This is a genomic window from Aureimonas frigidaquae, from assembly GCF_001463905.1.
GTDB classification, from domain to species: domain Bacteria; phylum Pseudomonadota; class Alphaproteobacteria; order Rhizobiales; family Rhizobiaceae; genus Aureimonas; species Aureimonas frigidaquae.
Genome location: NZ_BBWR01000003.1, coordinates 329,276 through 354,905, shown reverse-complemented (window position 1 = coordinate 354,905; position 25,630 = coordinate 329,276). Strand labels below are relative to the sequence as shown.

Genomic DNA, 25,630 nt, shown 5'->3' with positions numbered 1-25,630 from the left:
CTGAACGGGCCAGACCATCAATCTGGGATGGTTAATCCGTCGCCAGCCTTACAGAAGGTCGATCAGCGGTGCGATCAAAGGCAGGTCGGCCGGCGGCATCGGATAGTCCCGCATGTCCCGGGGTCGCACCCATTTCAGCGCCTGTCCTTCCCGCCCGTGGGGAATGCCCTCGTAGCGGCGGCAGACATAGAGCGGCATGAGAAGGTGAAAGTCGGGATAGGCATGGCTGGCGAAGGTCAGCGGCGCGAGGCAGCTTTCCCAGGTGGTGATGCCGAGCTCCTCGTCCAGTTCGCGGATCAGGCAGGCTTCCGGCCGTTCGCCCGGCTCGAGCTTGCCACCGGGAAATTCCCACAGCCCGGCGAGCTGCTTGCCGGGCGGGCGCTGCGCCAGGAGCACGCGACGATCGGCATCCACCAGCGCACAGGCGACGACGAGAAGAAGTTTCATGCGGTCATCCTTGGCCCCGTCAGGCGGGCTCGCGGCGGTAGACGTAGCGATAGGCTTCGGAGAAACCGAGCCCCTCATACAGGGCAACGCCCGCCACATTCTCGGCCTCCACCTGCAGCCAGCCCGTGCGCGCGCCCTTGTGCAGCGTATGGCGCAATGCCGTGGCGATGAGATCGCGGCCGATCCCCCGGCGCCGCTCCTGCGGCAGGACGGCGACATCCAATATGCCGGCGAGGTCGTTGTCTGTAATGGCGAGCGCGGTGGCGATGGGCTGCCCATCCGCCCGCTCGCGCACGAAGCAGGCCGCCGGCGGGCGGATGGCCGACAGGACCTGGCTGAGCCCCGGCCGCAGCGATTCCGGCCGCTGATGGACGATCAGGCTGGCGTCCAGGTACCGCTCCACGTCGCGGATGGGAATCCGGTCCAGCGCGCCTGCCAGGTCCAGAAGCGCCAGATCGGCCGTAAAGACGATGGATTCGCCGAAGCTCTCCCACCCGGCCTCGTCGAGCCAGGCCTTGAGGGCGGGGGGCGCCAGCGGCGATTGCCGGAAGATCAGGGGCCGGCCGGCCGCGTCGAAGCGCTGGCGTGCCCGTGCGATGCGCGCCGGGATATCGCGATCGTCCGAGGGATCGAGCGGATTGACGGAGTTGAGGCGCTTGGCCGGAAAGCTCGTCGCCAGGCGTACGGCCCAGGTTCCGTCATAATGGGTCTCGGTCGCCGGCCAGGCCCGGAAGCCCGCAGCTTCCAGCCGCCGGGTAATGGCGAACTGCCGCAGCTGATCAGCTTCTGTAATCGCCATTGATCGCCACATATTCCTTCGTCAGATCGCAACCATATACCGTCCAGGCACCATCGCCGAGTCCGAGGTCCACGCGGATGCGGATGATCTCCTGGCGCATGGACAGGCTGGCCTCCGCCTCGGAATAGGCAGGATCGCGCGCGCCGTCCACCGCCACGCGCACATCGCCGAACCAGATGGCCAGGCGGTCGCGGTCGGCCGGCTCGCCCGCCTTGCCGACGGCCATGACGACGCGGCCCCAATTGGCATCCTCGCCGGCGACGGCCGTCTTGACCAGGGGCGAATTGGCGATGGACATGGCGATGCGCTTGGCCGACCGGTCGTCCGTGGCGCCTTCCACCCGCACCTGGATCTCCTTGCGGGCGCCCTCGCCATCCCGGGCGACCTGGCGGGCCAGGTCGATCAGGAGCTCGGTCAGCGCCGTGCGGAACCCGGACAGGCTCGGGTCGGACGCATCGCTCACCACGGCATTGCCGGCCTGCCCCGTCGCAAACAGAAGCAGCGTATCGGATGTCGAGGTATCGCTGTCCACCGTCACGGAGTTGAAGCTTGGCGCCACCGCGGCGCTGAGCAGCGCCTGCAAGGCGCCGGGAGCGATGGCCGCGTCGGTGGCGATGAAGGACAGCATGGTCGCCATATCGGGCGCGATCATGCCGGCGCCCTTGGCCATGCCGTTGATGCGCACGGCCACGCCATCGATCGTCACGCTGCGCGTCGCCACCTTGGGATAGGTGTCGGTTGTCATGATGGCTTCCGCCGCCATGCGCCAGCCGTCCTCGGCGGCCTCTGCGGCCAGTGGGGCCAGGAGGCCGGAGAACTTGCCGGCATCCAGCGGCTCGCCGATCACCCCGGTCGAGGCCAGGAAGACATCCGACGGGGCGCAGCCGAGCGCAGCCGCCGCGGCCGCGGCTGTCGCTTCGACCGTATCCACCCCGCGCCGGCCGGTGAAGGCGTTGGCGTTGCCGGAGTTCACCACCAGAACGCGGGCGCGGCCGCCCGGCAGGTTGGCGCGGCAGAAATCGACCGGCGCGGAGGGGCAGCGCGTCGTCGTCAAGACACCGGCGACGCTGGTGCCCTCGTCCAGCACCATCATCATCACATCCGTCCGGTTGCGATACTTGATGCCGGCAGAGCCGGCCGCCAGGCGAACGCCCGCAATGGGCGGCATGTCGGGAATGGAGCTCGGTGCCAGAGGGGAAACGGCGTCGGACATCGCGAGGGGGCCTTCATCGAGAACTTGTCTGAAACGGCAGCGGGCGCGATGACGGCGGTTCTGTTCGGGAACCGCGCCATCGCGCCCGCTGCGACAGGAATTGCATCAAGGCCGGGCGGCGCGCAAGAGGCGTGCGCCGCGGGTTCGGGCAAGCGTGCCGGGCGGCGCCTTACTGGGCCGGCGCCTGCCCGGCGGCCGGGGCGGCGTCCTGCGCCGCGTCGGCGCCGGCTTCCAGCGCGTCGATCTGCGACTTCAGCTCCGGATCGACATAATCGACCTTCAGCTCCTCGCGGGCCTTTTCGAGCATCTCGACATACTTGTCGCGCATGACGACCTGGCGGGCCTGTTCACGCACCTGTTCGAACGGCGGGAATGCGCTCTTGCCCTTTTCCACGACCTCAATGACGTGCCAGCCGAACTGCGTCTCGACAGGGGTTTGGCTGTGGCTGCCAGGCTCGAGCGCAAAGGCCGCCTCCTCGAAGGCGGGGACCATGCGGCCCTTGCCGAAGGTACCGAGATCGCCGCCATTCTGCGAGGACGGATCCTTGGACAATTCGCGCGCCAGATCGGCGAAGGTCTCGCCCTTGTCGAGCCGCGCGATGATGCTGTCCGCCTCTTCCTTGGTGTCGACCAGGATATGGCGCGCATGCACCTCGTCCTGCGGAACGAAACGCGCCTTCTCCGCCTCGTAGCGGGCAAGAAGCTCGTCCTCGGTGATGGCCGACACGCCGTGCTTCTCGAAATAGGCATTGTGCAGGACGCGGTCGCGCAGGAAGTCGATCTGGCGGGCCACGGCGGCCTCGTCCTGAAGGCCCTCGGCCTCGGCCTTGGCAGCCAGCGCCTTGACGTCGATCAGCGCGGAAATGGTGGCGAGCCGCCGCTGCTCGGGCGGAAGCTGGCCGAACTGGGCGCCGATTTCCTGGGCCGCGGCGTCGACATCGGCCTCGGTCAGGTCCTTGCCGCCAATGCGGGCGACGACGCTGTCCGGCGCGGGGGCGGCCGGCGCCTGCGCGGCCGGTGCCGGCGTGGGTTGCGTCTGCGCCTCCTGGGCGCCGGCCGACGCCGTCAGGCCGGCCAGCAACAAGGCCGAGGCCATGAGGCGTGCAGTGATGCGCAATGTCATGATCATTCCTTCCCGGTGGGTCGGGGCCCGGCTTTGCCGAGGCTTGTGGCTTTTTCAGGACGAGGTGACGGCCCTCCCCCGGGGCATTCCCAGGGTGGCGTTGACATCGACTTGGGGCACTCTTATCTCTCGCACGTTCTTAAAGTCCAGCCGGTCCAGGTCAAGTCAAGCGGCGACCCGCCGGCAGCGGTGGGTGGTCATCCCTTCCCCTCGCCGCCAATTCTCTTGGAAGGACCCTCAATGGTCAGTTTCGGTGGCCTTGCCCGCTTGTTCCTCGGTTCGGCCAACAGCCGACTCGTCCGTCGCTTCGATCCGACGGTGCGGCAGATCAGTGCCCTCGAGGCGGAGCTCGCCGCCCTGTCCGACGCCGACCTCGCCGCGCGCACGCTGCACTTCCGCGAAGGGATTGCCGGCGGCAAGACGATCGAGGATCTTCTGGTCCCGGCCTTCGCCACGGTGCGCGAAGCGGCCAAGCGCGCGCTGGGCATGCGCCATTTCGATGTGCAGATGATCGGCGGCATGGTCCTGGCCGGCGGCGCCATCGCCGAGATGCGCACCGGTGAGGGCAAGACGCTCGTCGGCACTCTGCCCGTCTATCTGGCGGCGCTGGAAGGCAAGGGCGTGCACGTCGTCACGGTGAACGACTACCTCGCCACGCGCGACTCGGGCTGGATGGGGCGCGTCTACAAGTTCCTCGGCCTGTCCGTCGGCGTGATCACGCATGGCCTGTCGGACGACGAGCGCCGCGCCGCCTATGCCTGCGACATCACCTATGCCACGAACAACGAGCTCGGCTTCGACTATCTGCGCGACAATATGAAGTATGACCGCGCGCAGATGGTGCAGCGTGGGCACCACTTCGCCATCATCGACGAGGTGGACTCCATCCTCATCGACGAGGCGCGCACGCCGCTCATCATCTCCGGCCCGCTCGACGACCGGTCCGATCTCTACAAGACGATCGACGCCTTCATCCCGCAGCTTTCGCCCGAGGATTTCGAGGTCGACGAGAAGCAGCGGCAGGTCTCCTTCACCGAGGACGGGACCGAGAAGCTCGAAGGGCTCCTGGCCGCGGCCGGCCATCTGCAGGGCGAGTCGCTCTACGACATCGAGAACGTGGCCATCGTCCACCACGTCAACAACGCCTTGAAGGCGCACACCCTGTTCCAGCGGGACAAGGACTACATCGTGCGCAACGACGAGATCGTCATCATCGACGAGTTCACCGGCCGCATGATGCCGGGGCGGCGCTTCTCCGAGGGCCTGCACCAGGCGCTGGAGGCCAAGGAAGGCGTCACGATCCAGCCGGAAAACCAGACGCTGGCCTCGATCACCTTCCAGAACTACTTCCGCATGTACAAGCGGCTGGCCGGCATGACGGGCACGGCCTCCACGGAAGCCTCCGAATTCGCCGACATCTACAATCTCGACGTTGTGGAGATCCCTACCAACCTGCCGGTGCAGCGCATCGACGAGGATGACGAGGTCTACCGCACCGCCGAGGAAAAATACGCCGCCATCGTCGAGGAAATCAAAGCGGCCGCAGCGCGGCGCCAGCCCATCCTGGTCGGCACGACCTCCATCGAGAAGTCGGAGCATCTGGCCGAGCGGCTGCGCAAGAGCGGAATGAAGGACTTCCAGGTCCTGAACGCCCGCTACCATGAGCAGGAAGCCTATATCGTCGCCCAGGCGGGCGTGCCGGGCGCGGTGACCATCGCCACCAACATGGCCGGTCGCGGGACGGACATCCAGCTCGGCGGCAACCTCGAAATGCGCGTCGAAGCCGAGTTGGCCGACATGCCCGAAGGCCCCGAGCGCGATGAGCGCGTGGCCGCTATCCAGGCCGATATCAAGCGCCTGAAGAAGGAGGCGCTGGAAAGCGGCGGCCTCTACGTCCTGGCGACCGAGCGGCACGAAAGCCGCCGCATCGACAACCAGCTGCGCGGCCGCTCCGGCCGGCAGGGCGATCCCGGGCGGTCGAAATTCTACCTGTCGCTCCAGGACGATCTGATGCGCATCTTCGGTTCGGAGCGCATGGACACGATGCTGACGCGCCTCGGCCTGAAGGAAGGCGAGGCCATCGTCCATCCCTGGATCAACAAGGCGCTCGAAAAGGCGCAGAAGAAGGTCGAGGCGCGCAACTTCGACATCCGCAAGAACCTCCTGAAATACGACGACGTCATGAACGACCAGCGGCGGGTCATCTTCGACCAGCGCCTGGAGCTGATGGACGCTGACGGCCTGACGGAAACCGTCGACGACATGCGTGAGGAAACGGTCGACGCGCTCGTATCCCGCCGTATTCCCGAGCGGGCCTATCCCGAGCAGTGGGAAAGCAAGGAACTGGCGGAAGATATCCGCGAGACCCTCAATCTCGACCTGCCGATCGAGGCATGGGCCGCCGAGGAAGGCATCGACGATACCGATATCCGCCAGCGCATCCACGAGGCTGCCAACGCAGCAGCGGCGGAAAAGAGCGCGCGTTTCGGCCCCGAGCTGACGACCTATGTCCAGCGCTCCATCGTTCTCCAGACCATCGACGGCCTGTGGCGGGAACATCTGGTCAACCTGGATCACCTGCGCTCCGTCGTCGGCTTCCGCGGCTATGCGCAGCGGGACCCGCTGAACGAGTACAAGTCGGAGGCCTTCGAGCTCTTCCAGTCCATGCTGGACAATCTGCGTGAGCGCGTGACGCAGCAATTGTCCCGCGTGGAGATCCAGCAGCGCCCGCCGGAGCCGGAGCCGCCGGTCATGCACCCCCACCATCTGGACCCTGAAACGGGCGAGGATGAAGTGCGCGACGATCCTGCGCGCGATCCCAACGACCCGTCGACATGGGGCCATGTGTCCCGGAACGAGCCCTGCCCCTGTGGCTCCGGCAAGAAGTTCAAGCACTGCCACGGCGTCTTCGCCTAAGCGCAGGTACCATCGTCTGACAGGTCAAGTCTGCGGCAATCCGCCGCAGGCATGCGCAACCGGGCGTTTCTTGTGAAAAATCCGGCCGCGACGCGATCATTCCCTCCGTTCCGCGGCATGGGTGCCGCGGCGGTCCGGATGTTTCACGCCCGATGCGCACGGCCCTAGCCTTCCTAACCATGCTTCTCGTGCCGGTCGCATCGCCCCCGGTGCTTGCCAAACCCTTCGGCCTTGCCATGGGCGAAAGGCCGCCTGCCTTGAGCCTGCGGCGCGACAATGGCGACGGCACCATCGTCCTGCGCGACGTGCCCATCCCCTATCCCGGCCTTGCAAGCTACTTTGCGCGCTATGATCCCGATGCCGGCCTCTGCTCCGTCGCGGGCGCAACGGCGCGCTTCGACGGCGATCCGACCGGGGCACAGGCCCGCGCCTATTTCGAGCGCCTGGCAAGCCTTCTGACAAACCTCTACGGGCCGGCCCATCATTACGAGGTGGACCTTGCAGGTCCCGGACGCGCGGGGACCTCCATCCTGCAATGGTCGGCCGAACTCGCGCGGGGGGAACGCTTCTATTACAGCTTCTGGTCGGCCGGATCCGGCGCGCGGATGCGCGACGATGTCGCCTCGATCGCCGTCAGCATCGGCGCGGGCCCTGAGGCCGCGCCCTTCGTGCTGGTGCAGTTCGATTTTGCCAATTACGCCGCCTGCGACGAAGGGCAGAAGGCGCTTCGATCCTCCGGCCTGTAGACCCCGCCTGGACGGCGGCGCGAGCGTCAGCGGGAGATGAGCGCCCCGAAGATCGAGGTGCGGGCCGGCGTCTCGATCCGGTTTCCGAGGCGGTCGTAGCCGGCCCGGCGGTTCTGCTCACGCGCATAGGCTTCGGCGGTGATCGGATCGCCCGTGCGGTAGGTGAAGGTGGATTGTGTGACGAACTCGCTCGGGTCCATCTTGGCCAGGAGGGACGCGATCTCGGCCTCTTCCGACACGCGGCGCGCCGCGATGGCCGGATCCTCCTGGACGGTGGGGCAGGCGCCCGCCGGGTCCAGCGTCACGCCCTCGCCCAACCGGGCGTTGAACAGGTAGCGGCGCTCGCAGACATCGACCTTCACCGGCTGCTTGGTCGCCTCGAAGGTGTCGTAACCCTGCTTGAGCATCGACCAGAAGGCATAATGCTGCGACTGGTTGTGCCGCGCCATGTTCTTGGCCGTCATCCGGAACGGATAGGCCTGGAACTGGAAATTGCGTTGCCCGCCGGTGAAGGCTTCCCGCGCCAGCGCGTAGATCTGCTCGATCTGCTGGTTGTCCATGGCGTAGCAGCCGGACGAATTGCACGAGCCATGCACCATCAGGTGCTGCCCGGTGAAGCCGTTGGACGCGTCGTAGCGGTTGGGATAGCCGATATCGAAGGCCAGATGGTGCTGCGAGCGCGGGTTCAGGGAACCACGCGTGATGTTGTAGAAACCTTCCGGCGCCTGGCGATCGCCTTCGCGCGTCTTGGGGCCGAGCTTTCCGGACCAGGCGCAGATGGGATAGGTCGTCAAAAGCGCGTAGGTCCCGTCGTCGGTCTGCTTCCAGACCTCGAGCTCGGACTCTTCCTTGAACAGGCGCACCAGCATGGGCGAGCGCACGCCCATGTTCTTTTCCTTCATGAGCTTGGTCAAGGAGGCCGAGATCGGCGCCTCGGCGCCCATGAGGTCGTCAATGCTGCCGGGCTTGCAACCGGCAAGCGCAACCAGCGTCGTGGACAGAAGTGCGGCAGTCAGAAGACGTTTGGCGAACATTCCCCGTTCCCCTTGCGGCCGTGCGCTTCGCCACGCCGGCCGTCTGGCACATAGCATCTCGACTTCTTATGACTCCGTCAACCTTGCAGCCCGGTTAACGGCATTGCCTGCATTCGATTGAATGGGCAGGTTATTACACGAAGGGTTGCATTCACGCCAAGAGCATCAGATCTTCAAATCGCGGCCCATTGCCAGGAACTTGTTCCGCCGCTCGGCCTTCAGGGCATTGCCGTCCAACCCCGAAAGGTCCCGGAGGGAACGCCGGACCGCATCCGCCGTCCGCCCAATGATGGCGTCCCGATCGCGGTGCGCACCGCCGATGGGCTCCTCGACGATCTCGTCGATGATGCCGAAGCTCTTCAGATCCTGTGCGGTGATCTTCATGGCCTGGGCGACGTCGCGGGCCCGGGCGGCATCGCGCCACAGGATGGAGGCGCCGGCTTCCGGCGAGATCACGCTGTAGATCGCATGCTCCAGCATCAGCACCCGGTTGGCCGCGGCGATGGCGATGGCGCCGCCGGATCCGCCCTCACCGATCACCACCGAGACGAGCGGCACCTTGAGGTTGAGGCAGGTTTCGGTCGAGCGGGCGATGGCCTCGGCCTGGCCGCGCTCCTCGGCCCCGATGCCGGGATAGGCGCCGGCCGTATCCACCAGCGTGAGCACGGGGATGGCAAAACGCTCGGCCATCTCCATGATGCGCACGGCCTTGCGGTAGCCTTCGGGCCGCGCCATGCCGAAATTGTGCTTGAGCCGGGTCTGGGTGTCGGAGCCCTTCTCCTGCCCGATGACGGCGATGGGGGCGCCGTCGAAACGCCCGAACCCGGCGATGACCGCCAGATCCTCAGCGAAGTACCGGTCCCCCGCCAGGGGCGTGAAGTCGGTGATGAGCCGCTGGACATAGTCCAGGCAATGGGGCCGGTCGGGATGCCGGGCGACCTGGGTTTTCTGCCAGGGCGTCAGCTTGCGGTACAGATCGACCAGCGCGTCCTGCGAGCGCTTTTCCAGCCGGGCGATGTCGTCACCGACATCGAGGCTGCCCTCGTCCGCGCTGATCCGCTTCAGTTCCAGGATCTGGCTGTCGAGATCGGCGACGGGTTTTTCGAAATCGAGGTAATTGTGCATTCGTCAGCGGCTGCGGCCGTCCCTCTGCCAGCCGTGGCGCGCCATCCGCGATGGTCGAAACGCTGGCTGCCGGTGATTTTGGCGCAAACTGACGACAAGCCCCTGCCTTGTCAAGGAAATGGCGCGTCCTCAAGGCTCAGCCGCCCGGCCAGGCCTCCGACAGGGGATGGTGCGCGCTGACGAGATCGAGGAGCCGCCGCTCCAGGACATGGGTGTAGATCTCGGTCGTCGAGATGTCGGCATGCCCGAGCAGTTCCTGCACGGCGCGCAGGTCTGCGCCATTCTGCAGGAGGTGGCTGGCGAAGGCATGGCGCAGCACGTGCGGCGACACCGCCGAGGGTGGCAGCCCCGCCCGCGCCGCCAGCCCTTTCAGCTCCCGCGCCACGGCCTGGCGGGTGACGTGGCCGCTGGCGGAGACGGCCGGAAACAGCCAGCGCTCGCTGCCGGCCGGCGAACCGGCCTCGCCCTCCAGCGCGGAGAAGCGGGCGAGCGCCGGGGCCGCGCGCTCGCCCAGGGGCACCAGCCGGTCGCGCCCCCCCTTGCCACGCACCAGGACGGCGCCGCCGCCGGCTCGCAGGACCGCGCGCGGCAGGGCGATGAGCTCGGACACACGCAGCCCCGTCGCATAAAGCGTTTCGGCCAAGGCATGCAGCCGGGCGGCGCGCAGCCGTGCACGGCCAGGCTGCGCCTGTTCAACTTCCGCCTCGGCAAGGTCGAGGAGGCGCCCGGCCTGGTCCTCGGACAGGTTGCGCGGCAGCGCCCGCGCCTTGCGCGGGGCCTCCAGGGTTCCGGTCGGATCGTCCGGCCGCACGCCGTCCAGATAGAGTTGCCGGAAGAACTGGCGCAGCGCCGCCAGCCGCCGCCGCCGGGTTGCCGGCGCAAAGCCGGCATCGGAAAGGCCGGCGAGATAGGCCCGGAGCGCGTCGGTGCCGGCCGCCTCCAGCGATTGGCCGCGCCCGGCCAGGAAGGATGCGGCATCGCCGAGATCGTGCGCATAGGCCGCCAACGTGTGATCGGACGCGCCGCGCTCGACCGCCATCACCTCCAGGAAGCTCTCGACATGACGACCCATCGTCGCCCCGCGGGCCGGGCCCAAGACCGGTCAGGGCCGTGGCGCGCCGGGCGCGGGCTCTTCGCCCTGCCCCAGCGTGCGCAAAGGCACTGTCTGCGATACGGGATGCTGCTTGGGCTCGACATAGAGCACGAGCAGGGCCATCGACGCCACGATGATGGCGGCGATGACGATCAGTGCGGAGAGAAGGCGGACAAGCGTGGGCATGGCGATCGAAAGCTTGGGGTTTGCGCATCATTGTGGCCGGGAAGGGTTAACACTTCCAGTCCTGGCGCATTGCGCGGATGTGCAGCGCTTGACGTGGCCGGTGCTTTCCTGTTTTCCGGGCGGAACCATCATTTCCGCCCCGCGGCAGCAGGACGCTTCATGACATCGACCGCCGACAGGCCCCGGCAGCGCGCCCGCCAGATCGACCTGCAGGGTCGCTCGGTCGCGCTCGTCGGCCTGATGGGCGCCGGCAAGACGACCATCGGCCGCAAGCTCGCCCAGATGCTGGAAATGCCCTTCGTCGATTCCGACGCCGAGATCGAGCGCGTCTCGCGCATGAGCGTGTCGGAACTCTTCGCCGCCTATGGCGAAACGGAATTCCGCGCGCTCGAGGCGCGCGTGCTCGGCCGCATCGTGGAGGACCGGCCGCGCGTCATCGGAACCGGCGGCGGCGCCTATATGAACGAGGCGACACGCGGCCTGTTGCGCCAGAAGGCCGTAACCGTCTGGCTGAAGGCCGATATCGACCTGTTGATGGAGCGGGTCGGCAAGCGGCCGACCCGGCCGCTCCTGCAGGCACCCGATCCGCGCGGCGTGATGCAGCGGCTGATGGAACAGCGTTACCCCATCTATGCCGAGGCCGATATCACCGTGCAGAGCCGCAACGCCCGGCGCGAGACCATCGCCCGCGAGATAGTGACCGCGCTGGACCGCTGGGCGCGGTCCGGCGACCAAGCCTGAAGGATCCGACGATGACGCCATCCAATACGCCAAGACGCGTCGCCGTGGATCTCGGCACCCGATCCTACGACATCCTGGTCGGCCCGGGCCTGATCGCTGAAGCCGGGGAACGCATCGCGGCCCTGATGCCGGGCATCCGGGCGGCGGTGGTGACCGACGAGAACGTCGCCCGGCTGCATCTGCCGGCCCTGTCGGCATCTCTCGACGCGGCCGGCATCGGCCATGTCGCCATCGTCCTGCCGGCCGGAGAAACCACCAAGAGCTTCGCCAAGCTGACCGGCCTCGTGGATTCCATCCTGGAGGCGCGGCTGGAGCGCGGCGATGCGGTCATCGCGCTCGGCGGCGGCGTGATCGGCGACCTGGCGGGCTTTGCGGCCGGCATCGTGCGCCGGGGCATGCAGTTCGTCCAGGTGCCGACCACCCTCCTGGCGCAGGTGGATTCGTCGGTCGGCGGCAAGACGGGCATCAACTCGCCGCGTGGCAAGAACCTGATCGGCGTCTTCTACCAGCCCCGCCTCGTCCTGGCTGACACCGAGGTTCTGTCCACGCTGACGCGGCGGGAATTTGCCGCAGGCTACGCGGAAGTCGCCAAATACGGCCTGATCGACCGGCCGGACTTCTTCGAGTGGCTGGAGGCGCACCACGCCGCCGTCTTCGCTGGCGGGCCGGAGCGGGTGGAAGCGGTGGCACGCTGCTGCGAGGCCAAGGCGGCCGTCGTCGCCGGGGACGAGCACGAGCATGGGGACCGCGCGCTGCTCAATCTCGGCCACACCTTCGGCCATGCGCTCGAATCGGCGGCGGCCTACGATGCGGCACGGCTGGTCCATGGCGAGGGGGTCGCCATTGGGATGGCCCTTGCACACCGCTTCTCGCACCAGCTCGGCCTGATCGACGGACAGGAGGTGACGCGCGTGACGCGCCATCTGGAAGCCGTGGGCCTGCCCACCCGCATCGGCGATATTCCGGGCGCGGCCTCGGATTTCAATGTCGACACGCTGATGTCGCGCATCGCACAGGACAAGAAGGTCAGCCGCGGGCAGCTCACCTTCATCCTGTCGCGCGGGCTCGGCCGCTCCTTCATCGCCCGCGACGTGGAGCCCGACGCCGTCCGCAGCTTCCTTACCGACGAGTTGGGCCGGACCGCCTGACCGCCACAGGCGCCGTATAACGCGCGCGCCAGCGCATCGGGATGAAGAGCATGGCGAGCGCCATGACGAGGCTGAAGCCCGCCGGAACCAGAAGGCCCGCCTGCGGAATCAGCCGGTAGGCACCCGCACCCACCATGGCGCCGGCGATCATGCCGACCCAGGGGGTGATCTGGAAGGTCCATGTCGTGTCCCTGTCGCCCGTCAGGCGCCGGCCGAGCCCGCGCCCGAAGCGGGACAGGGCGCCTGTCACGAAGGTGATGCCGAAGGCCTGGCCCTCCACCTGCTCGATCGCCGCATTGAGCATGCCCATGGCCAGCACCACCGCCAGAATCGGCCAGACCGGCCCGGGCAGCACCAGCGGCACGGGAATGAGCAGCGCGACGATCCAGAGGATCTGCCCGTTCGTTCGACCGATCCGGCGGCCGACGATCTCGCCCAGCGCGTTCCCGGCGACGAAACAGGCGAGGATCCCGCCCAGAAGCAGCGCATGGGCGAACTCGCCCCGGATCATGGCGGCGGCAAAATCCGTCGTGTTGCCGCTCATGAATGAGACGTAGGATCCGATCATCATGAAGCCGATGGCATCCGTCATGCCGGCCAGCATGGACAGGCCGATCGTCAGCGCGAGCCCCGCCCCCAGCCGGTTGCGGCGCAAGCGTCGGTACCGGCGCCGGAGCGGTGTCACCACCGCGTCGCCTCGCCGGGAGCGGCAACCTCGATGGCGAGCGCATGCACCCCACCCGCCAGCTCCTGCGCCAGCGCCGCGTTGATGGCGCGGTGCCGGTCGATGCGGCTCATCGCCGCAAAGGACGCGGCCACGATGCGCACCCGAAAATGGGTTTCCCCGGAACCGTCGAAGGCCGCGTGGTGGCTCGTATCGTGATGATGGCCCGCATGGAGGTGGCTTTCGTTCACGACGTCGAGCCGGTCGGGCGCGAAAGCCTGCGTCAGCTTGTTCTCAATGGCCGACTTGATCGTCATGCGTCACCGTGCTTTCCAGGCCCGCAGGGCTGCGGGCATCGAATTCGTTTTGCGCGGCTTTTCCCGTCTGTCAATTCTTGTTCGGCGGGTATCGCGCTCCCATAATTGTCCGGTCATGAAACTCGACTCCAAATATTTCGACCGGATCAGGGTCCGGCAAAGCGACAAGCCGCAGCACGAGGCTCCCGCCTGTGCGTGGGAGGGCTGCTGTGAACCCGGAACCCACCGGGCGCCGCGCGGTCGTGACCAGGAGGGGCAGTACTACCAGTTCTGCTTCGAGCATGTGCGGCTCTACAACAAGAGCTACAACTACTTCTCAGGGCTGGCGGACACGGACATCCAACGCTTCCTGAAGGATTCGCTGACCGGCCATCGGCCGACCTGGAAGATGGGCGCCAGTTCCGAAGGCACGCCCGGCCCGGCGCAGGGGACCGGCCGTCCGACACCGCGCTGGAGCCGCCACACCCACGCCTACAACCTGTTCCGCGATGGTGAATTGCCGCGGCGCGAAGGCCCGCGCCGGCGGCCCCGCACGCTGGAGATCAAGGCGATGGAAACGCTCGGCGTCGCGCAGGATGCCAATGGCGGGGCCATCCGCCTGCGCTACAAGGCACTGGTCAAGCAGTACCATCCGGACGCCAATGGCGGCGACCGGGGGAACGAGGATCGCCTGCGCGAGGTTATCCAGGCTTACAAGCTCCTGAAACAGGCCGGTTTCTGCTGATATCGGCTTCAAAAGGCGCGGGAAAGATTCTACACAAACGAGCGCGATAAGGTGACTGACCGGTGTCCGAGGTCGATGCCGGTCCTTGGAGGTGTGATGAGTGCAGCGGAACAGGAAGTGGCCGGGTTGCCCGATGCCATCGTCTCCGTCCGCGAAACCTTCGGTTTCGAGAGTGATTTGAAAGTACCCGCCTATTCGGTCGCGGGTCCGCATGTGCCGGAGATCGATCCGGACTACCTGTTCGATCGCCAGACGACGCTGGCGATCCTGGCGGGTTTTGCCAAGAACCGGCGGGTCATGGTGTCCGGCTTCCACGGCACCGGCAAGTCGACCCATATCGAACAGGTGGCGGCGCGCCTGAACTGGCCCTGCGTGCGTGTGAACCTCGACAGCCATGTCAGCCGCATCGACCTGGTCGGCAAGGATGCGATCACCGTGCGTGAAGGCCTGCAGGTGACGGAGTTCCGCGACGGAATCCTGCCCTGGGCCTATCAGAACAACGTGGCGCTCGTTTTCGACGAGTACGATGCCGGCCGGCCGGACGTCATGTTCGTCATCCAGCGCGTTCTGGAATCCAGCGGTCGCCTGACGCTCCTGGACCAGAGCCGCGTCATCCGCCCGCACCCGGCCTTCCGCCTGTTTGCGACGGCCAACACGGTGGGCCTGGGCGATACGACGGGCCTGTATCACGGCACGCAGCAGATCAACCAGGCGCAGATGGACCGTTGGTCCATCGTGACGGTCCTGAACTACCTGCCGCATGACAACGAGGTCGGGATCGTGCTGGCCAAGGCGCGGCACTTCGATACCAAGGAGGGGCGGCAGACCGTTTCGCGCATGGTGCGCGTGGCCGACCTGACCCGCTCGGCCTTCGTCAACGGCGACCTGTCGACCGTCATGAGCCCGCGCACCGTGATTACCTGGGCCGAGAATGCCGAGATCTTCGCCGATGTGGGCTTTGCCTTCCGCCTGACCTTCCTGAACAAGTGCGACGAGCTGGAGCGGCCCCTCGTGGCCGAGTTCTACCAGCGGGCCTTCGGCGAGGAACTGCCCGAGTCTGCCGCCAACCTCGTGCTCGACTGAGCCATGGCACGCCCCGGCGACAATCAGCGGCCCGGAACCATGCCCGCATTCGACCGTGAGCCGTTCCGGCGCGCGGTCACGGGCTGCATGCGTGCCATTGCCGGGGAAGGTGAGCTCGACGTCAGTTTCGGCAATGAGCGGCCCGGCCTGACCGGCTCCAAGGCGCGCCTGCCCGACCTGCCCAAGCGGCCGACCGGCAACGATGTCGCCGTGACGCGAGGCCTGTCGGATGCGATGGCGCTTCGGCGCGCTCGGCACGATGCGCGCATCCATGCCACCCTGTCGCCGGAGGGGCGCAATGCGCGGGCCATCTTCGATGCGGCCGAGCAGGCCCGCTGCGAGGCGATCGGCGCCAATGCCATGCAGGGCGTAGGTGACAATCTGGCCGCCATGCTGGAAGACAAGTTCCAGCGCTCCAACCTGTCGGCCGTGACCGACAAGACGGAAGCCCCGCTCGAGGATGCCATCGCGCTGCTCTTGCGCGAGCAGCTGACCGGCCGGCCCATCCCGCGGAGCGGCCAGGCGGTGGTCGATGTCTGGCGCGACTGGATCGCCGAACGGGCGGGCAACCGCTTCGACCGCCTGAACGACCTGATCGAGGATCAGCGCGCCTTTTCCCGCGCCATGCGCGACATGCTCGTGGCGATGGAGATGGCCGAGGAACTGGCCAACGAAGAGCCCGAGGACAGCCAAGACGAGGACGAGGCGAGCGACAACCAGTCCCGCGACAACGAGGAGACGGGCGCCGAAAAGGAAGCCGGTCAACAGGACGCGCAGCCGCAGGAAACCGATATCGAGGGCGAGAGCGAGGACGACGCCCAATCGGAAGCATCGGATGCGACGAGCGACGATCCGTCCGAGGACGATTCCGCCGATACAGAGACGCCGGGCGATACGCGCCGCCCCAATCAGCCCCTGTCCCTGCAGGCCGGGGAAAGCGACTACAAGATCTTCACGCCGCAGTTCGACGAGGTGGTCGGCGCCGAGGAGCTTTGCGACGAAGAGGAACTGGACCGGCTTCGCGCCTTCCTGGACAAGCAATTGTCGGCGCTGCAGGGCGTCGTCGGCCGTCTTGCCAACCGTTTGCAGCGGCGGCTGATGGCCCAGCAGAACCGCTCCTGGGACTTCGATCTGGAGGAAGGCTACCTCGACACCGCCCGGCTGATCCGGCTGGTGACGGACCCGATGCAGCCCCTGTCCTACAAGATGGAGCGGGATACCGATTTCCGCGACACGATCGTCACCCTGCTCATCGACAATTCGGGATCGATGCGCGGCCGGCCGATTTCCGTTGCCGCAACCTGCGCCGACATTCTGGCGCGCACGCTGGAGCGCTGCGGCGTGAAGGTGGAGGTCCTCGGCTTCACGACCCGCGCCTGGAAGGGTGGCCAGTCGCAGGAGCTCTGGCGCAAGGAAGGCAAGCAGCCGCGGCCCGGCCGGCTGAACGATATACGCCACATCGTCTACAAGGCGGCCGACGCGCCCTGGCGGCGTGCCAAGCGCAATCTGGGCCTGATGATGCGCGAAGGCCTGTTGAAGGAAAATATCGACGGCGAGGCGCTGATCTGGGCGCACAACCGGCTCCTCGGCCGCAGCGAGCAGCGCCGTATCCTGATGGTCATCTCGGATGGCGCGCCAGTGGATGATTCCACCTCCTCGGCCAATCCGGGCAATTACCTGGAACGGCATCTGCGCGCCGTGATCGAGGAGATCGAGCAGCGCTCGCCCGTGGAGCTACTCGCCATCGGCATCGGACACGATGTGACACGCTACTACCGCCGTGCCGTCACCATCATCGATGCGGAGGAACTGGCCGGCGCCATGACCGAGCAGCTTGCCGCCCTGTTCGAGCAGGAAGAACAGACAGGCCGGCGCCGGCGTTCCGGAACCCGCCATTGATGCTGCGCGCCGTGGCGGCGCTCGCCGCCATCATCGCCTGTACTGCCATGGCCGCGACGGGCGCGGCTGCCCCGGCCGGCCTGTCCATCGACGCCACGCCCATCATGCGGTTCAAGGCCGGCTCGGCCGAGACGCGCTTCGGCATGCTGGAATTTCGCGGGGGCTTCAGCTTCCGCGCCTCGGATCGTCGGCTCCAAGGCGTGTCGAGCCTGCGCTTCACGGACAGGCAGGGCTCGCGGTTCCTGGCGGTGACGGATACGGGCTTCTGGTTCGAAGGCGCGATCCTGCGCGGGCCGGACGGCGTTCCGACCGGCATCGGCGACGCCCGCATCGCCCCCATCCTGGATGCGCAGGGGCGGCCGCAGCCAGCCAAGGGCGATGCGGATGCGGAAGGACTGGCCATCGGTCAAGACGCAATTCTCGTGGCCTTCGAGCGCGACCACCGGGTGGCCGTCTACGACGCGCAAGCGCCGCTGACGAGCCCTGAAGGCGAGCGCCTGGATATCCGCATTCCCTTGCGTGAGCTGCGCCGCAATGCGGGCCTGGAAACCATCGCGATCGCGCCGCCGGACAGCCGCCTGGCGGGCGCGCCCGTCATCGTCAGCGAGCAGTCGCTCGATGGCAAGGGCGATCTCTTCGCCGCCGTGCTGGGGCCGAAGGGCGGTATCTTCACCGTCGCGCGCGAGGCGCCCTGGCATGTGACGGATGGCGCGTTCCTGCCAGATGGCGACCTCGTCCTTCTGGAGCGGCGCTATGAGGGGCTTGGGCGGATCGGCATGCGCCTGCGGCGGATCGACGGCCGGACCATCGCAGTCGGCGCGCGCGTCGATGGGCCCGTGATCATGGAGGCCGACGGCCGCTACGAGATCGACAATATGGAAGCGCTGGATATCGTCCGCGACGCGGCGGGCGCTACGATCCTCGCCATTGCCTCGGACGACAACGGCTCTTTCTTCCAGCGCAACCTCTATCTGGAATTCCGGCTCATCGACGCACCGTGAGGCGCCGGCCGCGTCCTTTGGGACTCAAGCCTTGACGGTCGGCGCATCCCGATAGGGCAGGAAGGCGTTGATCACCACCCGGTAGGGGACGAGCCCGAACACCGCGACAGCGAGCTTGACCGTAAAATCGCCCAGCGCCCAGGACACCCAGCGCGCCGCCTCGACCGGCAGCACGCCGAAAAGCGGGGCGGCTTCCAGCGCGAAGGGCTCGTTCGGCCCCAGGAACAGGAAGATGGGCGCGAAGGCGAGCGAGAAGAAGATCGCCGTATCGAGGATGGTGCCGGCCACGCCGGAGGCGAGCGGCGCCTTCCACCAGCTACGGCGGCGCAAGCGGTTGAAGACGACGATGTCGAGAAGCTGCGCAAACAGAAACGCCGTGCCGCTTGCCAGCGCGATGCGCACGAGACGGCCCGTTTCCAGCCCGAAGGGCACCAGGCCCCAGGCATGCAGCAGCGGCGGGAAGACGATGGAGCTGACAATCGCCGCGGCAAAGCCCGCATAGACGACACGCCGCGCCATGGCCGGGCCGAACAGCCGGTTGTTGATATCCGTCACGATGAAAGCGAAGGGATAGACGAAGGCGCCCCAGGTCAGAAGATCGCCCAGCGACAGGGGACCGACCTGCCCCGCAACGGGGAATTGCACGGCGATGTTCGACGCCAGGACGATCAGCGTCATGGCGAGGACGGGCAGGATGTAACGGCGCGGCAGGGTCATGGCGCTTGAGGTTCCATTTTTTTAGGCTGGGGTATGGCACCAGCTGGACGGAATCGCTCCGAATCGGAGGATCGATGAGAAACGGCCCCGCCATGGGCAGGGCCGCTATATCGGATCTGACGTCAGGAGCGGGCAGACGCCCGCCCGCACCTTACTGTGCGGCGGTGTCCGCGGCGACCTTCTTGGCGACCTGGCGCTTCAGCAGCCGGGCGCGCTGGGACAGATCGTCCTCGGACGCCTTCAGAAGGAAGGCATCGAGTCCGCCGCGATGCTCGACCGAACGCAGCGCGTTGGCGCTGATGCGCAGGCGGTAACGCTGGCCGAGCGAATCGGAAATCAGCGTGACGTTGCACAGGTTCGGCAGGAAGCGGCGACGCGTCTTGTTGTTCGCGTGGCTGACATTGTTGCCAGACTGGACGGCCTTGCCGGTCAGTTCGCAAGCGCGCGACATGGAATCACCTTTCAATTGCCATAGGCCCGGGCCGGTCGCGCAGCCGCATCATGGGCGGCGCGATCATCAGCCAACAGGCATGATCGGAATTGACGCTCCTATAGTGGCTGGGGCCGGAAAGGTCAACAAGCGGAACGCCACCCCGTATTTCCCCCAGCCGCTCGGCGGCGGACGCATCCCACTGGAAGGGAACCTTAAGGCTGCGGGCACCGTTGCCCGGCCATCGAATCCACACGGAGAATGCTGATATGAAGCCGCAGATTATCGGAGCCGCCATGGCGCTTTCCATCCTTGCATCCGGCGCCAGTGCGCAGGTCGTCAAGATCATGGAAATGGACGACGCCGTGATGGTGCCCGCCTTCGGAATCACGGTCGGGGAGCTGGAGAAGCAAGCGCTGACGGATGCCGGCGGCAACCGTATCGGCGATGTGGAAGATGTCATCGGAACCGCGCAGGGGCCGACGGCCATCGTCATCGACCTCGAGAATTCCGACCTCGACGTCATCGTGCCGCTCGAGCGTTTCCAGAACACCAACGGTGTCCTGACCGTCAACATGACGCCGGCGGAACTGGCCGCGCTGCCGGCCTACGACGACTGATTCTGCGCAAAGCGCCGTCCGCTGCAATCCTGCAGCGGGCAGCGCGGTCCGAGCGGCACCGCATGCGCCTCGCATTGCCGGCGCGGCGTGCCCTTCACGCACTTATGCGGGCTCCGGTGGCCTGCTATAGGCTGGGATGTCCCAGCTTCACCGGTCCCCCGCTCATGCTCGCGCGTCGAATTTACCGCCTTGCCCCTTTGGCCCTTTTGGCCGCCATCGCCTGGCTCGCGCCGGCACCGGCGCGGGCCGACACGCTGGAGACGCGCTACAGCATCTCCATCTTCGGCGTCCCGCTCGGCAAGGCGGACTTTACGACGGAGCTCGGGCCGACGAGCTATGCCGTCTCCGGCACGCTGCGCTCGGCGGGGCTTGGCGCACTGGTCTCCTCGACGCAGGGAAAGACATCGTCCGCGGGGATGATCCGCGGGTCCCGGGTGCTGCCCAACCGTTATGCCCTGGCCTATACGAGCGATGGCAAGAGCTGGGCATCGGATGTGCGCCTGCGCGGCGGCCAGGTGGTCGATACGACCGTCTCTCCCCCCGCCCGCACGACCCATCCGGACGACTACATCCCCGTGACGAACGCCCAATTGCGCAGTGTCGTGGACCCGCTCTCGGGCATGATGATCAAGTCCCGGCCAGATCGGGTCTGCAACCGGACGCTGCCCGTCTTCGATGGCTGGTCGCGGTTGAACCTCAAGCTGTCGCCCGGTGGCACGGCGGCCTTCTCGGCCGACGGGTTTTCCGGCAGTGCCATCGTCTGCGATGTGCGGATCGATCCGGTCGGGGGCTATCGCACGAGCTCGTCCGGCGTCCAGTATCTGCGCCGGCAGGTGATCAAGATCTGGTTCGCGCCGATCGGTGACACCGGCCTCTACGCACCGGTCCATGTGCGCATCCCCACCAAGATCGGCCCGCTCACCCTGACCGCGACGACCTTCGCCAAGTCCTGACGATTCGTCAGAACCGGTCCTTGCGGCTGCGCAGCTCGGCAAAGACCTCCTCGGCGGTGGCACGCCCGCCGCCCATGCCAAGTTCGACGGCCAGATCGGCATCGTCGGCCCGCAGGAAGGGGTTGGTCCGCTTTTCCAGCCCGAGCGACACGGGCAGCGTCGGCTCGCCCGCCACACGCTGGCGCTCCACGGCCGTGGTGCGTTCATGCAGCATGAGGTTGCGGGGATCGACCGACAGGGCGAAGCGGGCGTTCGACGCCGTATATTCGTGGCCGCAATAGAGCATGGTGTCGTCCGGCAGGCTGCGCAGGCGCTGAAGGGAAGTCCAGAGCATGCCGGCCGTTCCTTCCAGGAGCCGCCCGCAGCCGAGTGAGAACAGCGCATCGCCGGCGAACAGGCATTCCAGGCCCGGCATGTGGTAGGACACGCTGCCGAGCGTATGGCCCGGCGTATCGATCACCACGATCTCGATATCGCCGATCGAAAAACTGTCGCCGCCCGTCACGCGCCGGTCGATGCCGGGGATGCGGTCCGCCTCCGCCTGCGGGCCGATGATCGTCGCGCCGTAATGCGCCTTCAGTTCCGCATTGCCCGCCACATGGTCCGCGTGATGGTGGGTGGTCAGGATATGGGTCAGCGACCAGCCCTCTGCGTCGAGTGCGGCACGGATGGGCGCGGCCTCCGGCGCGTCGATGGCGATGGTGTCGCCGCTTGCTCCATTGTGCAGGAGGACGCCGAAATTGTCCGTGCGGCAGAGGAACTGCCTGATCTCGACCGTACTCATGAGCGACCCTTTCTTGCCAAACGGCGTTGGAAGCCAGACATAGAGCGAGGATTCGTCCGAACAAAGGTCGCCCGGCGGCTGCGCAAGCGCATGGAGGAAAAGATCAGCGCCACGCAAACCATGAACGCCGATATCGTCGACCTGCGCGACTTCTATGCCACGCGCCTCGGCCAGGCGGCGGCGCGCGCCATCGGGCTGGCGCTGACGCCGCTCTGGCGTCCCATCGCGCAGGAGCGGCTGGTCGGGCTCGGCTATACCCTCCCCTATCTGGACCGATTCGGCGCCGATGCCGACCGCACCCTGGCCTTCATGCCGGCTGCCCAGGGCGCCATCCGCTGGCCGCCGGGCGCCGCATCCACCAGCGCCCTGGTGGACGAATCCTCTCTGCCGCTGGGCGATGCCTCGGTGGACCGGGTGCTGATGGTCCATGCACTGGAATTTGCCGAGAACCCGTCCGACCTGTTGAGCGAAGTCTGGCGTATCCTGGCGCCGGGCGGCCGGCTGGTCGTGGTCCTGCCCAACCGGGCCGGGGTCTGGACGCGGTTCGACCGCACGCCCTTCGGCTCGGGGCGGCCCTGGTCGCGCGGGCAGGCCCAGCGCCTCCTGCACGGCGCCATGTTCAGCCCTTCCGGCATTTCGCAGGCGCTGTTCTTTCCGCCCTTCCGGCGCAGCGGTTTCGTCAACCTGGCAGCGCCGCTGGAGCGGGCCGGGCGGGCGGCCTGGCCGCTCTTTGCCGGCGTGATCATCATGGAGGCGACCAAGCTCGTCTATCGTGGCATTCCCGTCACGCGGCGGGAGCGCCAGCGCCTGCGCCTCGGCCGGCCCGTCCTGGTGCCGCAAGGCGCCCCGGTGCTGAACCGCAAGGGCCCGAGCCCGTCCTAAAGGCTTTTTGACGCCGTTACTCTTTCAACCGGCCCCGGCGGTTCCCAGATCTTCGCGGGCGACCTGTATTCTTGCGGGTCAGCATGCCAGGAGGGGTACTCCCATGAACAAGCGCAAACTCGGACCCGAGCTCACCGTATCGGCCATCGGCCTCGGCTGCATGGGCATGTCGGAATTCTACGGCGCCTCCGACGATCTCCAATCCATCGAGACGATCCACCGCGCGCTCGACATCGGCGTCGACTTCCTCGACACGGCGGATATGTACGGCGTCGGCCGGAACGAGGAACTGGTCGGCCGCGCCATTGCAGGGCGCCGGGACTCGGTCGTCCTGGCGACCAAGTTCGGCAATATGCGCGGGCCGAAGGGCGAGCGGCTCGGCATCAACGGCCGCCCGGATTACGTCCAGTCCGCCTGCGAGGCGAGCCTGAAGCGGCTGAAGGTCGATGTGATCGACCTGTACTACCAGCACCGGGTCGACCCGAGCGTGCCGGTCGAGGAAACGGTCGGCGCCATGGCGCGGCTGAAGGAACAGGGCAAGATCCGCTATCTCGGCCTGTCGGAGGCCGCGCCGCAGACCATTGCCCGGGCGCATGCCGAACACCCGATCACGGCGCTCCAGACGGAATATTCCCTGTGGAGCCGCGAGCCGGAGGACGAGATCCTGCCGCTCCTGCGGGAGCTGGGGATCGGCTTCGTGCCTTACTCGCCGCTCGGACGCGGCTTTCTGACGGGGCGCTTCCAAAGCGTGTCGGACCTTGAGGAAGGCGATTTCCGTAAGGACAATCCGCGTTTCTCGGACGAGAACTTCGCCCGCAACCGCAAGCTCGTCACCGCCGTGGAGGATCTTGCCCGGCGCAAGGGCACGACGGCCTCCCAGATCGCCCTGGCCTGGGTTCTGGCGCAGGGCGAGGATGTGGTGCCCATTCCCGGCACAAGGCGCATCCGCTACCTGGAAGAGAATGCCGCGAGCGCCGGCATCGTCCTGTCGCGCGAGGAGATGGAAGAAATCGACGCCATCTTTCCGCCCAACGCGGCGGCCGGAGCGCGCTACGCGCAGTCGGGCATGCAGACCGTCAACCTGTAGCCGGGTGCGGCAGGCCGGCGCGCGTCAGCCGCGCCGGCGCAGCACGAAGACGGCCTGCTGGCCCAGAAGGTTCCAGAAGGCCCAGGGCATGCGCATGCCGATGCGCTGGCCCATCGCGTCGAGCGCGACGGCCGTTTCCACCTCCGCATCGAGATCCCGGGTCAGCTCCACGAAGTCGCGGATCGTGCAGAAGTGAATGTTGGGCGTGTCGTACCAGCTATAGGCGAGGTTGCGCGTCACCGGCATGCGCCCATGCGCCAGGAGCGAGAGGCGCACCGACCAGTGCCCGAAATTGGGGAAGGACACGATGGCCCGCCGGCCGATGCGCAGCATCTCGGCCAGCACCTGCCGCGGACGCTGCGTCGCCTGGATGGTCTGCGACAGGATGACATAGTCGAAGGCGCCGTCGGGATAGTGGACGAGGTCCTTGTCGGCATCGCCCTGGATCACCGAAAGCCCGCGTGCGACGGCCTCGTTCACCCCCTGCTGGCTGATCTCCATGCCGCGCGCGTCGACACCGCGCTGGCTTTCCAGGAGCGCCAGGAGGCTGCCATCGCCGCAGCCGACATCCAGGACGCGGCTGCCGCGCGGCACCAGCCCCGCGATCAGCGCCAGGTCCACGCGGACATTGGCATCGGCCGCCACGAGCTGGCTCGTCGGCTGGGGCGCGGGCTGGGTCGTCGTGTCGGCTGGGGCGCTCATGCCGGCAGGCCCCGCACGCGGGCGGCCGACTTCAGGAAGCCGTCGATCGCCGCATAGAAGACCGGCTCGTCCAGAAGGAAGGCGTCGTGCCCGCGATCGGTCTCGATCTCCACGAAGGACACGGAGGCGGCCGCGGCGTTCAACGCATGCACGACGGCCCGGCTTTCCCCCGTCGGGAACAACCAGTCGGACGAGAAGGAGACGAGGCAGAAGCGCGTGCGCGTGCGGGCGAAGGCATCGGCCAGCCGCCCGCCATAATCGGCGGCGATGTCGAAATAGTCCATGGCGCGTGTGAGATACAGATAGGCGTTGGCATCGAACCGGTCGACGAAGCTCGTGCCCTGATGGCGCAGATAGCTTTCGATCTGGAAATCGGCATCGAAGCCGAAGCCCAGTTGCTCCCGGTCCTGCAGGTTGCGTCCGAATTTGCGCTGCAGCGCCGCCTCCGACAGGTAGGTGACATGCGCCGTCATGCGCGCGACGGCCAGCCCCTTGTGCGGCCGGACCCCACCCTCGATGTAGCGGCCGCCCTGCCAGTCCGGATCGGCCATGACGGCCTGCCGGCCCACCTCGTGGAAGGCGATGTTCTGCGAGGAATGGCGCGCGCCCGTGGCAATCGGCAGGGCGCAGAAGACGCGCTCGGGGTAGGCCACGGTCCATTGCAGGCATTGCATGCCGCCCATCGATCCGCCGATCACGGCGAAGAGCTGGTCGATGCCGAGCCGGTCCACCAGCATGGCCTGCGCGCGCACCATGTCGGCGATGGTCAGCACCGGCAGGTCGAGCGCATAGGGCAGGCCTGTCGCCGGGTCGAGGCTGGCCGGTCCGGTGGACCCCATGCAGGAGCCGATAACGTTGGCGCAGATCACGAAATAACGGTCGGTATCGATCGGCTTGCCCGGCCCGATGATGGACGACCACCAGCCCGGCTTGCCGGTCACGGGGTTGCGGCTGGCGGCATACTGGTCACCGGTCAGGGCGTGGCACACGTAGATGGCGTTGCTCTTGTCGGCGTTGAGTTCGCCCCAGGTCTCGTAGGCGATGTCGAAGGGCGACAGGACGGTGCCGGCATCCAGCGGCAACGGCGCGTCGGCGCCGAAATGCATGCTCTTGCTGGAGGGTGCGCGCGCCTCCTTCAGAGAGAGGCCAGCCACCTCGGTAAAAGACGGTGCGTTCATCCTGTCCTTGACCCTGCG

General features: G+C 67.2%; 27 protein-coding genes. 12 read left to right on the top strand and 15 right to left on the bottom strand.

What is annotated here, in order from left to right; genetic code table 11:
• Positions 1–48: 48 nt before the first annotated feature.
• The 4 genes from AUL30_RS05315 to AUL30_RS05300 form a co-directional block, all read right to left on the bottom strand.
• Positions 49–447: a (deoxy)nucleoside triphosphate pyrophosphohydrolase gene (locus AUL30_RS05315; protein WP_062226799.1), complete on the bottom strand. Its 399-nt coding sequence runs from the start codon at positions 445–447 to the stop codon at positions 49–51.
• A 19-nt stretch (positions 448–466) separates the two neighbouring features.
• Entirely contained in the window at positions 467–1,246 is a 780-nt protein-coding gene (locus tag AUL30_RS05310) for a GNAT family N-acetyltransferase (protein WP_244490716.1), read from the bottom strand.
• Entirely contained in the window at positions 1,227–2,459 is a 1,233-nt protein-coding gene (gene argJ / locus AUL30_RS05305; protein WP_062226797.1) for a bifunctional glutamate N-acetyltransferase/amino-acid acetyltransferase ArgJ, read from the bottom strand. The genes AUL30_RS05310 and argJ overlap by 20 nt, the downstream gene beginning before the upstream one ends.
• 169 nt (positions 2,460–2,628) lie before the next feature.
• Positions 2,629–3,582 carry a peptidylprolyl isomerase gene (locus AUL30_RS05300; protein ID WP_157069916.1) on the bottom strand — a complete coding sequence of 318 codons (954 nt, stop codon included), beginning with the start codon at positions 3,580–3,582 and terminating at the stop codon, positions 2,629–2,631.
• 240 nt (positions 3,583–3,822) lie between these two features.
• On the opposite strand from AUL30_RS05300, the gene secA reads away from it, so the two are divergent.
• Positions 3,823–6,498 carry a preprotein translocase subunit SecA gene (secA, locus tag AUL30_RS05295; RefSeq protein WP_062226795.1) on the top strand — a complete coding sequence of 892 codons (2,676 nt, stop codon included), beginning with the start codon at positions 3,823–3,825 and terminating at the stop codon, positions 6,496–6,498.
• Positions 6,499–6,650: 152 nt separating this feature from the next.
• The gene (locus AUL30_RS05290; protein WP_157069915.1) at positions 6,651–7,244 is read left to right on the top strand and encodes a hypothetical protein; all 594 of its coding nucleotides are present in this window, start codon (positions 6,651–6,653) and stop codon (positions 7,242–7,244) included.
• A gap of 26 nt (positions 7,245–7,270) precedes the next feature.
• Here the strand turns inward: AUL30_RS05290 and AUL30_RS05285 are convergent, their stop codons facing one another.
• From AUL30_RS05285 to AUL30_RS19675, 4 genes are all read right to left on the bottom strand, one after another.
• Positions 7,271–8,278, bottom strand: coding sequence for a L,D-transpeptidase family protein (locus AUL30_RS05285; RefSeq protein ID WP_062226793.1), 1,008 nt, complete (start codon positions 8,276–8,278; stop codon positions 7,271–7,273).
• 165 nt (positions 8,279–8,443) lie between these two features.
• Positions 8,444–9,403, bottom strand: a complete 960-nt coding sequence (locus AUL30_RS05280; protein ID WP_062226792.1) for an acetyl-CoA carboxylase carboxyltransferase subunit alpha — start codon at positions 9,401–9,403, stop codon at positions 8,444–8,446.
• Between the two features lie 136 nt (positions 9,404–9,539).
• Entirely contained in the window at positions 9,540–10,475 is a 936-nt protein-coding gene (locus AUL30_RS05275) for a tyrosine recombinase (protein WP_062226791.1), read from the bottom strand.
• A gap of 30 nt (positions 10,476–10,505) precedes the next feature.
• The gene (locus AUL30_RS19675; RefSeq protein WP_157069913.1) at positions 10,506–10,682 is read right to left on the bottom strand and encodes a hypothetical protein; all 177 of its coding nucleotides are present in this window, start codon (positions 10,680–10,682) and stop codon (positions 10,506–10,508) included.
• 159 nt (positions 10,683–10,841) lie between these two features.
• Here AUL30_RS19675 and AUL30_RS05270 point away from each other — a divergent pair, with 159 nt between their 5' ends.
• On the top strand, positions 10,842–11,423 hold the full coding sequence (locus AUL30_RS05270; protein ID WP_062226856.1) for a shikimate kinase: 582 nt from the start codon (positions 10,842–10,844) through the stop codon (positions 11,421–11,423).
• Positions 11,424–11,434: 11 nt separating this feature from the next.
• Positions 11,435–12,571 carry a 3-dehydroquinate synthase gene (aroB, locus tag AUL30_RS05265; protein WP_062226790.1) on the top strand — a complete coding sequence of 379 codons (1,137 nt, stop codon included), beginning with the start codon at positions 11,435–11,437 and terminating at the stop codon, positions 12,569–12,571.
• On the opposite strand, the gene AUL30_RS05260 is transcribed toward aroB, so the two are convergent.
• A complete protein-coding gene (locus AUL30_RS05260; RefSeq protein WP_157069912.1) occupies positions 12,543–13,259 on the bottom strand; it encodes a YoaK family protein in 717 nt (238 codons plus the stop codon). The genes aroB and AUL30_RS05260 overlap by 29 nt on opposite strands.
• Positions 13,253–13,552, bottom strand: a complete 300-nt coding sequence (locus tag AUL30_RS05255; RefSeq protein ID WP_062226788.1) for a BolA family protein — start codon at positions 13,550–13,552, stop codon at positions 13,253–13,255. The genes AUL30_RS05260 and AUL30_RS05255 overlap by 7 nt, the downstream gene beginning before the upstream one ends.
• Before the next feature lie 115 nt (positions 13,553–13,667).
• On the opposite strand from AUL30_RS05255, the gene AUL30_RS05250 reads away from it, so the two are divergent.
• The 4 genes from AUL30_RS05250 (at position 13,668) to AUL30_RS05235 (ending at position 18,259) form a co-directional block, all read left to right on the top strand.
• Positions 13,668–14,276 (top strand): J domain-containing protein, encoded by a 609-nt coding sequence (locus tag AUL30_RS05250; protein ID WP_062226787.1) that lies wholly within the window; start codon positions 13,668–13,670, stop codon positions 14,274–14,276.
• A 96-nt stretch (positions 14,277–14,372) separates the two neighbouring features.
• The gene (gene cobS, locus AUL30_RS05245) at positions 14,373–15,359 is read left to right on the top strand and encodes a cobaltochelatase subunit CobS (protein WP_062226786.1); all 987 of its coding nucleotides are present in this window, start codon (positions 14,373–14,375) and stop codon (positions 15,357–15,359) included.
• 3 nt (positions 15,360–15,362) lie between these two features.
• On the top strand, positions 15,363–17,258 hold the full coding sequence (cobT, locus tag AUL30_RS05240) for a cobaltochelatase subunit CobT (RefSeq protein WP_062226785.1): 1,896 nt from the start codon (positions 15,363–15,365) through the stop codon (positions 17,256–17,258).
• On the top strand, positions 17,258–18,259 hold the full coding sequence (locus AUL30_RS05235; RefSeq protein ID WP_062226784.1) for an esterase-like activity of phytase family protein: 1,002 nt from the start codon (positions 17,258–17,260) through the stop codon (positions 18,257–18,259). Before cobT ends, AUL30_RS05235 begins: the two co-directional genes overlap by 1 nt.
• 24 nt (positions 18,260–18,283) lie before the next feature.
• Here the strand turns inward: AUL30_RS05235 and AUL30_RS05230 are convergent, their stop codons facing one another.
• Both AUL30_RS05230 and rpmB read right to left on the bottom strand, forming a co-directional pair.
• Positions 18,284–18,976, bottom strand: coding sequence for a queuosine precursor transporter (locus AUL30_RS05230; RefSeq protein ID WP_062226783.1), 693 nt, complete (start codon positions 18,974–18,976; stop codon positions 18,284–18,286).
• A 151-nt stretch (positions 18,977–19,127) separates the two neighbouring features.
• On the bottom strand, positions 19,128–19,427 hold the full coding sequence (gene rpmB / locus AUL30_RS05225; protein WP_062226782.1) for a 50S ribosomal protein L28: 300 nt from the start codon (positions 19,425–19,427) through the stop codon (positions 19,128–19,130).
• Between the two features lie 248 nt (positions 19,428–19,675).
• On the opposite strand from rpmB, the gene AUL30_RS05220 reads away from it, so the two are divergent.
• A complete protein-coding gene (locus tag AUL30_RS05220; RefSeq protein WP_062226781.1) occupies positions 19,676–20,026 on the top strand; it encodes a hypothetical protein in 351 nt (116 codons plus the stop codon).
• 164 nt (positions 20,027–20,190) lie between these two features.
• Positions 20,191–20,979: a DUF3108 domain-containing protein gene (locus AUL30_RS05215; protein WP_062226780.1), complete on the top strand. Its 789-nt coding sequence runs from the start codon at positions 20,191–20,193 to the stop codon at positions 20,977–20,979.
• Positions 20,980–20,986: 7 nt separating this feature from the next.
• Here the strand turns inward: AUL30_RS05215 and gloB are convergent, their stop codons facing one another.
• Positions 20,987–21,763: a hydroxyacylglutathione hydrolase gene (gloB, locus tag AUL30_RS05210; protein ID WP_062226855.1), complete on the bottom strand. Its 777-nt coding sequence runs from the start codon at positions 21,761–21,763 to the stop codon at positions 20,987–20,989.
• A gap of 120 nt (positions 21,764–21,883) precedes the next feature.
• On the opposite strand from gloB, the gene AUL30_RS05205 reads away from it, so the two are divergent.
• Complete coding sequence (locus AUL30_RS05205) at positions 21,884–22,645, top strand: class I SAM-dependent methyltransferase (protein ID WP_062226779.1); 762 nt, start codon at positions 21,884–21,886, stop codon at positions 22,643–22,645.
• Positions 22,646–22,748: 103 nt separating this feature from the next.
• Positions 22,749–23,732 (top strand): aldo/keto reductase, encoded by a 984-nt coding sequence (locus tag AUL30_RS05200; RefSeq protein WP_062226778.1) that lies wholly within the window; start codon positions 22,749–22,751, stop codon positions 23,730–23,732.
• Positions 23,733–23,756: 24 nt separating this feature from the next.
• Here the strand turns inward: AUL30_RS05200 and metW are convergent, their stop codons facing one another.
• Both metW and metX read right to left on the bottom strand, forming a co-directional pair.
• Positions 23,757–24,434: a methionine biosynthesis protein MetW gene (metW, locus tag AUL30_RS05195; RefSeq protein ID WP_157069910.1), complete on the bottom strand. Its 678-nt coding sequence runs from the start codon at positions 24,432–24,434 to the stop codon at positions 23,757–23,759.
• Complete coding sequence (gene metX / locus AUL30_RS05190; protein WP_062226777.1) at positions 24,431–25,612, bottom strand: homoserine O-acetyltransferase MetX; 1,182 nt, start codon at positions 25,610–25,612, stop codon at positions 24,431–24,433. Before metX ends, metW begins: the two co-directional genes overlap by 4 nt.
• Positions 25,613–25,630 lie beyond the last annotated feature (18 nt).